This window comes from Vibrio sp. OPT18, assembly GCF_015163615.1.
GTDB classification, from domain to species: domain Bacteria; phylum Pseudomonadota; class Gammaproteobacteria; order Enterobacterales; family Vibrionaceae; genus Vibrio; species Vibrio coralliirubri.
Genome location: NZ_JADDYK010000075.1, coordinates 100874 through 112321 on the forward strand (window position 1 = coordinate 100874; position 11448 = coordinate 112321).

Below are 11448 nucleotides of genomic sequence, written 5' to 3' on the forward strand. Positions count from 1 at the left end.
TCACTAAAATTGGTTTGGTACGTCGGTGATGATGTTATCGACGCCAAGGTTAAAATATTTAGCCGCCAATTGTGGATCGTTCAAAGTCCATATTTTCAGAACCGCGCCTGAAGCTTTGATCGCCTTCGCCGTTTTCTCATCAAGAACTCGGTGGTCGATATGAATGCTGTAAAGGTCGAGTGATTTGAGTGATTCCAAGCTGTAATCATTCCACACTTCGCAGATAAAGCCACGTTTAACTTCTGGCATCATCTGTTGGCAAAGGCTTAGTGCCTCCTTTTTGAAGCTTGAGATGAGTAGCTTTTCAGTAGGGAACTGCTTTTGTTCAATCAGTGCCGCGACTTTCTCAACTAAAGGTTGGATAGCCTTATCGTCGTAAATTTTGATTTCAAGGTTCAAAGTCACATCGAGCTCTAGGCACTTGTCGAGCGCTTCACTCAACGTAGGAATAGTTGTCCCCGCGAACTCGCTACCAAACCAACTGCCAGCATCTAGCACCTTGAGTGCGGTTAAATCTAAGTCTGCAATATTGCCCGTCCCGTTGGTACAACGATTTACCGTCTTATCATGAAAAACCATTGGGGTGCCATCAGCGCTTAACTGGGTATCAATTTCAATCCATTTAGCACCAGCTTTCGCGGCTTGTTCAATACTCACTAACGTATTTTCTGGTGCTAAAGAAGCGGCACCGCGGTGGCCTGTGATCATAATTCAATCTCGATGTTCATTTGAAAATTCAGGAAACAGTATCTCTACTTTATTACAGATTTATTATCTACCCGCCATATCGGCTTACTTTAAATGAGAGCTAGCTTAAAGGTGTTGTATAGAGTTTATAAAATAGTGAGACCTTATACTCACAATGTTCAAGTCGCTAAGAATAATGTTCATATGAATGTAATAATTCACTTGCATACTCTACGAAAACTTAATAACACCCTCTATATTTTAGAAAACGATAGCCAAGAAAAGGTGATTAGAAATGAAAAAGCTATTAGGTACAGTAATTATGGCGGCAACGCTGCTTGTTGGTTGTGGTGAAGCTGACAAGGCTAGTTCTGAAGCTAAAGATGAGCCGATTAATATCAACATGAGCCTTGTATTCACTCAAAATGAGTTGTTAACACAAGAACTTATCAAAGCGACCGACAAAATTAGAGAAAGAACCGAAGGCTCGGTCAACATTAAAGTTTTCCCTGGCGGTCAATTACCGGTTTATAAAGATAACTTGGAACAAGTGGTTAACGGCGCAAACTGGATCGCTGTAGAGGATTTGACTTACCTAGGTGATTACGTACCTGATTTCGCAGCCCTTGCTGGCCCAATGTTGTACAACACTTACGATGAATACTTAGCGATGATGGACACTGAATTTGTCGCAGGCCTAAAGGCTAAAGCTGAAGAGAAAGGCATCAAAGTACTGAATGCTGACTACATGTTTGGCTTCCGTCACATGATCACTAATAAAGAGATCGTGAACTCTGAAGACATGAAAGGCATGCGTATTCGTGTTCCACAAAGTCAGCTATTCATTAGCACGCTTTCAGCAATGGGCGCAGCTCCAGCTTCTCTACCATTCCCTGAAACCTATGCAGGCGTTCAACAAGGTGTTGTTGATGGTCTTGAAGGTTCTATCCTGACCATGTACTCAACTAAAATCTATGAAGTAGCAAAGAACATGTCTTTGACTAAGCACTTCCTAGGTACTGTGGGCATCTACATTTCACCAACGCTTTGGGACAAATTTACGCCAGAGCAACAGCAGATCATCAATGAAGAGTTAGAAGCGGGCGCTGAATCTAACACTGCTGAGCTAGTTAAACTGGATGTTGAATACACTCAGAAACTTGAAGAGCTAGGCGTTACCTTCAATGAAGTGAATTCTGATGAGTTTAACCAACTGACTGCGGACGTATACAACCAATTTCCAACATGGAGCGAAGGTATACACGCAACGATCATGCAAGAGTTGGAAACGATTCGAGCGGCACAGTAGTCCTGCACACGTAAAATTAATTAGTTAATGATTACGGCCTAAACATCTTTAGGCCGTTTTATTCCTGAAATACCCACGTTGTATTAGGTATTTCGTTGGAGAAGTCTTTTGTTTTTATTGAAAAATATTGAAGAAATCCTCGCTTCTATCGCTATTTCGATCACCGTTTTGGTTGTTATCGTTAACGTCGTCTTGCGTTATGGATTTGGCTTTGTTGTCCCTTGGAGTGAAGAGCTGTCGGTTATTTGCTTTATCTGGGCTGTCTACTTAGGAATTAGCTCCTGTTACAAACACAAGCTTCATATGGGAGTCGATGTGGTGGTTGCCATGTTGCCAGAAAAAGCAAAAATCCCATTTAGGCTATGTGTTTCCGTTTTCCTACTGGCTCTCAACATCTTAATGGCTGTTCTGAGTTATCAGTATCTCATGCTATCTAACAAGGTAACGCCAGTAATGGGCGTGTCATATTTTGTTATTAATGGCGTGCTGTTGCTTTGTTTCTCATTGATGGCGATTCACACCGTTCGATTCATCGCGAGCGATGTCGCTTCTCTAAAGCGCTCTTCTAAGTAGGTACGATTCATGGAAAGCTATCTTCCAATCCTTATTCTGTTTGTTCTATTTCTATTGAACATACCCATCGCGTTTTCTCTGATCGCATCGGCGATGGTTTACTTTCTTTTTATCAATGACTCTATTCCCGTTAGCTTGGTCATGCAGCGCTTTATTAGCTCTGCTGAGTCCTTTCCGTTGTTGGCCATTCCGTTCTTTATCATGGTGGGTTCGGTGATGAACTATGCGGGGATCAGTAAAAGCTTGCTTGCCTTTGCCGACTCAATGATTGGCCATAAAACTGGCGGTCTTGCTCAAGTAAATGTCGCACTGAGTACATTGATGGGCGGTATCTCTGGTTCTGCAAATGCGGATGCGGCTATGCAGTCGAAGATTCTTGCTCCTGAGATGACCAAGCGTGGTTATGACTTGCCATTCACGGCCGCTGTGACAGCTGCGTCTTCAAGTATCAGCCCTGTGATTCCACCGGGTATCAACTTAATCATTTTTGCGTTGTTAGCGAACGTGTCGGTTCATCAAATGTTTATTGCGGGTTACGTCCCTGCATTTTTGATGGCGCTGTCGCTGATGGTCACTATTGCGTTTATCGCGCGTAAACGTCGTTACAAACCTTCTCGTTCGGAGCCTGCGTCTGCCAAAGAGCGTTTTCATTACTTCCTAAAAGCGATTCCGGCACTGCTGATCCCGTTCGGCATTATTTTAGGCATGCGTTTTGGTTTGTTTACGCCTACCGAAGCGGGGGCTATCGCCGTATTGCTTTGTGCGATTATTGGCATCTTCGTTTATCGTCAACTGGGTTTACGTCATATCCCGCTCATCATGCGTGAAACCGTGCAGGGCACAAGTAGCGTTATGTTCATCATTATTGGTGCCATGGTCTTCGGTTACTACATGACGCTAGAGCAGATCCCTCACAATGTTGCTTCTGCTTTGATTGAGCTTACCGACAACAAGTTAGTTTTGCTGTTGTCGATTAACGTATTGCTGTTAGTGGTCGGCATGTTCATCGAAGGCGGCGCGGCAATGATCATACTCACGCCATTGCTGCTTCCTGCTGTACTTAATCTAGGCGTTAACCCAGTTCACTTCGGCATTATCGTGATTGTGAATATCATGATTGGTGGTGTGACTCCGCCATTTGGCTCGATGATGTTTACGGTTTGCTCGATTTTAAAAGTTCGTATGGTCGACTTCGTGAAAGAAGTGGCTCCTTTGTTGCTAGCACTACTCACGGTTCTGATGTTGCTGACTTTCTCTGAAAGCTTGGTGATGTTTTTACCGAATTTGCTTTAACACTGTTTAGTGATTGATTATTTAGAGGTGTAGAAATGAATTCGGTATCGAATGAATTGAACCAAAATTGGAAAAAAATAGATTGGGTGTTAACCGATGTGGATGACACCTTAACGTGGCAAGGTCAACTACCGCCTGAAACCTTGATCGCGTTAAGCAAGCTTCGTGATTCAGGGAAAAAAGTGGTTGCGGTAACGGGCGCTTGTGCAGGTTGGAGTGATCACATTGCTCAGTTGTGGCCTGTTGATGCGGTTCTCGGCGAGAACGGCGCGTTTATTATGGAAAAGAAAAATGGCTATCTGACATTGCGTTCTGATGTTCCTTTACCAGAAATCAGTGCCAATCAGAGTAAGCTGAAAGAGCAAGTATTGGCTATTTTGGGCGATTACCCAGAGCTCAGTTTAACGCTGGATCAGTCTTACCGCCTGTGTGAGGTGGCGATCGACATCGGTCAAAACCGTCCAAAAGTCGACGATGCCATTATTGAAGAGATTGTCTCTAAGATTCACGCGTTAGGCGCACATGCCACAGCAAGCTCTATTCACATTAATGCTTGGTATGGTGAGCACTCAAAGAAAGCAACATCGACCGCTTTTCTTAAAGAGAAGGGGCTATCTGACCAAGAGATAGTAGAGCGTAGTTGCTATGTCGGTGACTCAATGAACGACCAATATATGTTTGAAATTTTGCCTAACAGTGTCGGTGTGGCAAATATCCAGCATTATTGGGCGCGACTTGAGCATCACCCATCAGTGGTGATGAGCAAGCCGGGCGGATACGGTTTCTCAGAGTTTGTCGATAAGCTGCTTGCCTTAAAATAGCGACCGTTTATCGGCTTCAAACAGCTGATTGTGAACATTAAACACAGCTCTTTTCTTCGTTGAATTGAGCTGTGTTTTTGTTTTCTTTGGCGCGAATGCATACTTTTTCTATATCGTGCCTATCGCTCTTAAAGGGCTTGTGTTGGTGACTCAGCCCACAACTTGCAAACTTGTTGTGCCGGTAACTCAATTCCTAGATGGGCAAATGAGAAAATTGTGAGACGCTTGATTAAGTGTCAGTTGAATTACAAGGAAGTTGAATGCACCACTTTAATATCCGCGCGCTGGAATACCTTAATGCTTTATCGAAATACGGGTCGTTACGTAAGGCATCTAAGATGATGAATGTTGATCCTGCGGCAATGAGTAGAATGCTGACACAGTTAGAAGCGCAAGCGGAAATGAAAGTATGGGAGCGCAACAACCGCCAATCACTGTTAACCGAAGCGGGTAATGAACTGTTGAATTACTACCGTTCAATTGTTCGTGGAGAGGCCGCTGTACTTGCTCGACTAACCAAGCTTAAAAACCTCAAAGGAGGTAATGTCAGCATTGCCATCGGTGAAGGGTTTATTACCAACTTGGTGTCAAAGCCGATGCAAACCTTCATGACTCGTTATCCTGATATTAATCTTTCTATTGAGATTGCTGGGGCATTGGATGCAGTCAAGATGTTGGAAGATCAGCAGATAGACTTTGCGATAACTTATGCCTCTGCACCGCACCCTAAACTGCACTCCCACGTAGAACGCAGCCATCCGCTCGAATTGATTGCTCCTAAGGGGCACTTCCTTACGATGAAAGAAGCACCAGTGGTAATGCAAGATATTCAAGACGCTTCTCTCGCCTTGATCGATAACTCGACAGGTATGGGGAGGCTGGTAAAGCAGGCCGAACAAATGTCCCATCTTACCCTGCAGCCAAAGCTTCAAACCAATTCGGTGACCGCACTGACTAACTTTGTATCAGCAGGGTTGGGCGTCACCTTTATGCCCAAGCTCACCGTGATCGATGAGATAAAGTCAGGGCAGATTGAAGTGGTTGCGACCGAGTTGGAGATGCTATCGAAGGCGACGGTTAAGGTTCAATCTTTGAAAGGCCGTGCACTCACGCTACAAGCGGAAACCTTGTTAGATTTCTTACTCGAGAACGCCACTTTCTTGAGCCATGACGCTTACAATATCTAGGCTTAATCAGTTTACTTAGCGACTCCTACCTAAGCTTACAAATACCGCCAATATCACACTTCCAAACTGCCGAATTCGTTTTTAAGTCGAATTGATTTTTTGTCAACGCTCTCTCTATTGTTTAGTCAACAAGTGCGGAATAAGTTACAAATCATTAACGAAACGAGTTTTAGACTGACAGCTGTGTTCGACAGGTTTGGCTTTGTCGGGCATTAGGGGAAGAGAATGGAAGTTATTGTAATTGGCAGTGGTGTTATTGGATTGACCAGCGCATGGTACTTGGCAAAAGAAGGTCACTCGGTCACGGTTATTGATCGTCAAGATAGCAGTGGCAAAGAAACCAGTTTTGCTAATGCTGGGCAAATTTCTTACGGTTATTCTTCACCATGGGCGGCGCCTGGTATTCCATTGAAAGCAATGAAATGGCTTACCCAAGAACATGCCCCGTTAAAAGTGAAGCCGTCACTTTCCCCAGAGTTAGTTTCTTGGGCGACGAAGATGCTCGCCAACTGTAATGAAGCCAAGTACGCACAGAATAAATCGCGCATGTTGCGAGTCGCTAACTATAGCCGAGATTGTCTGACTCATCTAAGAACCAGTGAACAACTGGCTTATGAAGGTAGGCAGAAAGGCACCTTGCAAGTATTCAGAAGCGAGAAGCAACTCGATGCTATTCAGCAGGATATGAAGCTATTAACAGAGAGTGGAATCGAACACTCGCTGTTTGATGTTGAACAGTGTCTGGCAGTGGAGTCGGGTTTAGCAGACGTGAAAGATAAGCTGGTGGGCGGCCTGTATTTACCGCACGATGAAACTGGTGATTGTCATCAGTTCTGTTTAACCTTGACAGAAAAAGCCAAGCAACTCGGCGTTCAGTTCGTGTTTGATACTGAAGTGGTTAAGCTCAATCATCTGAATCAAGCCATTGAGAGCATTACAACGACTCAAGGCGAGTTTAAAGCGGATGCTTACGTGGTTGCTTCAGGAAGTTATTCTCGAGAACTGTTGAAGCAAGTCGATTTGTCGATCCCGGTTTATCCAGTGAAAGGCTATTCGCTAACACTGCCGATCGTGAATGCAGATAAGTCACCAACCTCGACTGTGATGGATGAAACTTACAAGGTAGCGATGACGCGATTTGATGATCGTATTCGCATTGCAGGGACGGCCGAGCTTGCGGGCTTTAATTACCTTATCCCTGAAAAACGCAAAGCTACCATTGATATGGTGATTAAAGATCTTTTCCCACAAACAGGTGACTTTTCTAAGGCTGAATACTGGACTGGGTTAAGACCAATGACACCAGATGGTACGCCTATCATAGGAAAGACGCCTATCAAGAACCTATTTACCAATACGGGCCATGGAACTCTAGGTTGGACGATGGCATGTGGCTCAGGAAAGATTTTGGCAAGCGTGGTCAGTGGCTCAGCTAGTGATATTAAAACTGATGACTTAAGTATCCACCGCTATTTGTAGTGAGATGATGCAGTGATAATTAAAACAACCCCATTCTTAAGCTTTAGGATGGGGTTGTGGGTTCTGAGGGAGAAGATTATCTGGTGGTGGTTTCTAGCACATGGGTAAATCTATCCCATGATTTTTGGTCAGCTTCTTGTTGATAGTTGTTTGAGCCGAATACGGTAAAGGCATGCGGCGCACCACTGTAGGTGATCATTTCATGCGGAACTTTGGTTGTTTCAAGCTGAGCGGCGAGGTTGCCAAAGTCTTCCATTGAGATCATGGCGTCAGCTGTGCCATGGAACACGACAACAGGAGCTTTTGTCTCAGAGTAGTCTTGTCCTTTTGGTGTTGATAAACCGCCATGGAAGGTGACATAAGCTTTCGATGGGATACCCGCACGAGCGGCTTCTAAAACGGCTGCGCCACCAAAACAATAACCCATCATCACGTTGTTATCTAAGTTACCACCAAGCCTTTTCGCTTCCATTGCTCCCGCGCTGAGTAGCGCACGCATTTTTTCTCTGTCTTTATACAGCTCGCCTGTGTGTTGCTTTTTATCTTTCACTTCGGTTGGGCGAATGCCTTTACCAAACAGGTCGATAGCGAACACGTTGTAACCGAGTTCGTTGAGCATCTCAGAACGCTTCTTTTCGTAATCGGTTAAGCCATCCCAATCGTGAATTAGCAGTACCAAAGGCGCTTGGTCACTGGCTTCACTCCAATAACCTTCGTAGTCCATCCCGTCGACTTGGTAAGTGACGTTTTCTCCAGAAATAGCTGAAAAGGGTAGTAAGATTGAAAACAGGCCGAGTGTAGTGAGTTTTCGCATGCGTTATTCCTTCAGAAGACAATGACGTTCCAATCGACAGTATAGATAACGCGATGATTCTCGCCAGATTTTTGTCTTTAATTTGAAGTGTAAGAGTAGAGGTAAAATATGAAAGTGAAACGCTAAAACAGCCATCACGATCAAGTGTGATGGCTGTATGACGGTGTTCTCAGATTACGGAAATTCGAATATCCAGAGCTCGGTGTGACGGGGCAATTACCAGGAAGCGTTAGTCGTGCTACGGCACATATCTGGATATTTTCGCTGATAGCGTGGCAGCATCGATTCGTTACCTAAGATACCACCTTGGTGAATGTAGATAATGGTTTTAGTTGGGTTATCTTCTTGCCATTGTTCTAAGCATTGCCACATCAATGGGTCGTAAAGCAGGTCAAACTCGATGTCGGTTTGCTCTTGTAGATCCAACCAAGTTTGATAATCCTGTTGATACAATTTTCCAAAGTGGTGTTTGGTTTCGAGCGATAAGATCTGTGGATGTTCGGTTTCACCTAGCTCATTAAATTGCTGCGTTAAATAGTCGCTGCCACCAACACAAGCACACGTTAATACCGGGATGTTGTGCAGCTTTAAATGCTTATGAAGATAGAGAGCTGTGCTACCTGTCCCTGCGGGGAGTGCTACCACGAAATCGTGTTTGTTTTCGAAACGCGTCCAGCTGAGTATTTCAATCGCCAGTTGCTTCACGCCGTATTCAGAAAGCTGAGAGCGTCCACCTTCTGGTAACACAATGCATTGTGAGTCAGGTTGTCTTACTTGCTCAATATACTCTTGTGGATGAAGCTCAGAGCCTGTTTCTTTGACTGAAATAACCTTAGCCCCGAGATCGATAGCGCCACGGTAGTTGCCGAGTGGGCGTTCTTGTAGCCATTGAGGCAGGTGGTCGACGTAAAACTCAAGCGTCCAACCTTTGATTTTTGCAAGTGCGGCGAGTGAGAGCAAGGAGTTAGCTTGAGCCGAACCATAGCTTATTAGAGTGGTGGTGTTTGGGTGCTCGTCTTCCAGTAGCTTCATGAATTTTCTGGCTTTGTTGCCGCAAAAGTGGGAGTGAAGCTGATCGTCACGCTTTAAGAAAAAGGTGTGGTCGTTGTATTGATGTTGAGTTACAGGGCTATTATTTAGTTTCATCGCACTTAGACAAAATACTGACTCAAGAGCCGGCATTTATAGTTCAAATAGGACTAACGAGTATCTAGTAGCCAGGGACCGCTGTAAACCTACTAAATCAAGTTTTAGCTCGATATTGAACCGCGAACTACGAATTCATTTGCTCTGGGATTGATGTGGATAGATCGGTTTGAAAGGTGATTTTAGCGGTACATCCACCACAACTGCGATTGACCAATTCAAAGCCCCATTGGAAGCGTTGACATAAGTCCTCGATAATCAATAAACCTAACCCATGCCCATTCGGATTGTACTGTTCTTGCAGGCCTTCGCCTTGATCTTCAATCACAACACTCTCTTGGGACAGAGTGACCGTTACGGTGCCACTATTGGTCGCTGCAATGGCATTTCTCAACAAGTTTCCGACCAACATATTCATTATCGCGCTGGTGGCTTGAATGGTGGGTTCGGATTGAACATGCATGGAAATTTCGACGTCTTTCTCATCCGCCTGTGCTGAGTTTTTCGAAACGATTGTCTCTAGCTCTTGCTGACTAAATAAGCGTAGCGGTGCATCGTCACTGTTTCTTTCATAACGCACTAAACCAAGCAGGGCATCGACCATTTCAGACATCTGAATAATGGCTTCATCAATGCGTTCAATTTGACGAGATTGAAATTCGGTGGTTTCACTTCTTAGCAGTAATTTATTTGCGCCACGAGCGACCGTTAACGGTGTTCTTAACTCGTGACTTGAGTAACGAGCAAACGCTTGTTCACGTTTGAGCAAAGAATTGATTTCTCTTCGGTATTGATTGAGTTGATCTGTGAGTTGGCGAAACTCAATCGCTGCATCGTCATTGACACTAAATTCTTCATTGAGGTTAAGCTTGTTGGCTTCCAATTGTTCGGAAATAGAATTGAAGGGTTCAATCAGTCGTTTAGATAATCGATAGAGCAGAGCACCAAAGCTAAAAATTAGAATAGAGAGTAACGTTAGTACAAAGGTGGTCGCATAAACCAGTTCGTAAATCTCAAACTCGACGCGGTCGATCTCGGAAAGCAGAACGATTGGGTGGGTTTGACCTTTATCAGAATACTCACCTACATACACCATGCGAGAGTTAGGCTCTTCACCCACCTCGCCAACAAAGCTTTCTTTGCCTTTAATGTACTTGAGGTATTCTGCAGGTATCAATGAAAGATCGTTGTAGGCGATTGTCAGGTCATCAATTCTTAACTCACCGCTTTCGCCTGCTTGGAATAAACCAACCGCATAGTTACGGTCGATCAGGATGCGTCTTTCACCGACGCGATCTTCTGACATGTAGAGTGCAGCAACAAAAACTAAATAGACAAAGGCCGATACAATCACGGCCATTAACCCAAAGAAAACCGCCAAGCGGCCGGTTAGGGTTTTGGTGCTCGTGAGAACATTTAAAATCAATTCGATGACTCCAGACGGAATCCAACTTTAGGGACGGTAATCAACATCTGAGTGTCAAAAGGCTTATCGAGTTGGTTACGTAATTGATAGATGTGACTGCGCAACACGTCATTGTTGGGCTCATCTTCTTCCCAGAGTTTGTAGGAGATATCTTCGCGAGTTACCACTTCTGGTGCTTTTTGGCACAACATCTCAAGGATGGTGTAAGTGGTTGGATTGAGTGCGAGCAGCTTATCTTGACGGTAGGCTTTACGTGTTTTTTGGTCGATGGTGAGTTCATCAAACTGCAATTTAGAAGACGCCACTTTTCCGCGGTAACGACGAACTAGTGCGTTCATTCTCGCTTCTAAAATATCCAAATCGAAAGGCTTGGTTAGGTAATCATCGGCACCATGTTCAAACCCTTTCAACATGTCTTCACGGCTATCAAGCGCGGTAAGCATCAGGATCGGAGTGGTATTGCCTTGGTCTCTTAGCTTGTTACAAACCGTTAGGCCGTCCATTCTTGGCAGCATCAGATCTAATATGATGATATCAAAAGAGTTATCCATCGCGAGTTGCAGGCCAAGCTCACCGTTGTCCGCGTAATCGAGATCCATCCCAATGCACTCAAAATAATCAAATAATACGCCTGCAATTTCGCGGTTATCTTCGACTAATAGAACTCGTTTCATTTTGATTCTCATACAGAAATAGACGGTAACATTATCCTG

At 44.4% G+C, this 11448-nt stretch carries 11 protein-coding genes; 6 read left to right on the forward strand and 5 right to left on the reverse strand.

Annotation, left to right across the window (positions count from 1 at the left end; genetic code table 11):
* Positions 1–3 precede the first annotated feature (3 nt).
* Entirely contained in the window at positions 4–708 is a 705-nt protein-coding gene (locus IQQ51_RS19925) for a glycerophosphoryl diester phosphodiesterase (protein WP_193841907.1), read from the reverse strand.
* A gap of 274 nt (positions 709–982) precedes the next feature.
* Between IQQ51_RS19925 and IQQ51_RS19930 the strand changes: the two genes are divergently transcribed.
* The 6 genes from IQQ51_RS19930 (at position 983) to IQQ51_RS19955 (ending at position 7349) form a co-directional block, all read left to right on the forward strand.
* Positions 983–1996, forward strand: a complete 1014-nt coding sequence (locus IQQ51_RS19930; RefSeq protein ID WP_193841908.1) for a C4-dicarboxylate TRAP transporter substrate-binding protein — start codon at positions 983–985, stop codon at positions 1994–1996.
* A gap of 108 nt (positions 1997–2104) precedes the next feature.
* Entirely contained in the window at positions 2105–2569 is a 465-nt protein-coding gene (locus IQQ51_RS19935) for a TRAP transporter small permease (RefSeq protein WP_052879053.1), read from the forward strand.
* Positions 2570–2578: 9 nt separating this feature from the next.
* Complete coding sequence (locus tag IQQ51_RS19940; RefSeq protein ID WP_193841909.1) at positions 2579–3862, forward strand: TRAP transporter large permease; 1284 nt, start codon at positions 2579–2581, stop codon at positions 3860–3862.
* Positions 3863–3897: 35 nt separating this feature from the next.
* Positions 3898–4683 (forward strand): HAD-IIB family hydrolase, encoded by a 786-nt coding sequence (locus IQQ51_RS19945; RefSeq protein ID WP_193841910.1) that lies wholly within the window; start codon positions 3898–3900, stop codon positions 4681–4683.
* A 260-nt stretch (positions 4684–4943) separates the two neighbouring features.
* A complete protein-coding gene (locus IQQ51_RS19950; RefSeq protein ID WP_065675504.1) occupies positions 4944–5870 on the forward strand; it encodes a LysR family transcriptional regulator in 927 nt (308 codons plus the stop codon).
* 225 nt (positions 5871–6095) lie between these two features.
* Positions 6096–7349, forward strand: a complete 1254-nt coding sequence (locus tag IQQ51_RS19955; RefSeq protein ID WP_193841911.1) for a D-amino acid dehydrogenase — start codon at positions 6096–6098, stop codon at positions 7347–7349.
* Positions 7350–7425: 76 nt separating this feature from the next.
* On the opposite strand, the gene IQQ51_RS19960 is transcribed toward IQQ51_RS19955, so the two are convergent.
* The 4 genes from IQQ51_RS19960 to IQQ51_RS19975 all read right to left on the reverse strand — a co-directional run bounded on the left by IQQ51_RS19960 (position 7426) and on the right by IQQ51_RS19975 (position 11409).
* Complete coding sequence (locus IQQ51_RS19960) at positions 7426–8163, reverse strand: dienelactone hydrolase family protein (protein ID WP_193841912.1); 738 nt, start codon at positions 8161–8163, stop codon at positions 7426–7428.
* Between the two features lie 216 nt (positions 8164–8379).
* Positions 8380–9309, reverse strand: coding sequence for a pyridoxal-phosphate dependent enzyme (locus IQQ51_RS19965; protein ID WP_193841913.1), 930 nt, complete (start codon positions 9307–9309; stop codon positions 8380–8382).
* Between the two features lie 127 nt (positions 9310–9436).
* Positions 9437–10735 carry a sensor histidine kinase gene (locus tag IQQ51_RS19970; RefSeq protein WP_193841914.1) on the reverse strand — a complete coding sequence of 433 codons (1299 nt, stop codon included), beginning with the start codon at positions 10733–10735 and terminating at the stop codon, positions 9437–9439.
* Entirely contained in the window at positions 10732–11409 is a 678-nt protein-coding gene (locus tag IQQ51_RS19975; protein WP_193841915.1) for a response regulator transcription factor, read from the reverse strand. Before IQQ51_RS19975 ends, IQQ51_RS19970 begins: the two co-directional genes overlap by 4 nt.
* Positions 11410–11448 lie beyond the last annotated feature (39 nt).

Bases quoted from the DNA above. Each gene is read 5' to 3' on its own strand.
- IQQ51_RS19925 (WP_193841907.1), bottom strand. From the start codon at position 708: ATGATCACAGGCCACCGCGGTGCCGCTTCTTTAGCACCAGAAAATACG.
- IQQ51_RS19930 (WP_193841908.1), top strand. From the start codon at position 983: ATGAAAAAGCTATTAGGTACAGTAATTATGGCGGCAACGCTGCTTGTT.
- IQQ51_RS19940 (WP_193841909.1), top strand. From the start codon at position 2,579: ATGGAAAGCTATCTTCCAATCCTTATTCTGTTTGTTCTATTTCTATTG.
- IQQ51_RS19945 (WP_193841910.1), top strand. From the start codon at position 3,898: ATGAATTCGGTATCGAATGAATTGAACCAAAATTGGAAAAAAATAGAT.
- IQQ51_RS19950 (WP_065675504.1), top strand. From the start codon at position 4,944: ATGCACCACTTTAATATCCGCGCGCTGGAATACCTTAATGCTTTATCG.
- IQQ51_RS19955 (WP_193841911.1), top strand. From the start codon at position 6,096: ATGGAAGTTATTGTAATTGGCAGTGGTGTTATTGGATTGACCAGCGCA.
- IQQ51_RS19960 (WP_193841912.1), bottom strand. From the start codon at position 8,163: ATGCGAAAACTCACTACACTCGGCCTGTTTTCAATCTTACTACCCTTT.
- IQQ51_RS19965 (WP_193841913.1), bottom strand. From the start codon at position 9,309: ATGAAACTAAATAATAGCCCTGTAACTCAACATCAATACAACGACCAC.
- IQQ51_RS19975 (WP_193841915.1), bottom strand. From the start codon at position 11,409: ATGAAACGAGTTCTATTAGTCGAAGATAACCGCGAAATTGCAGGCGTA.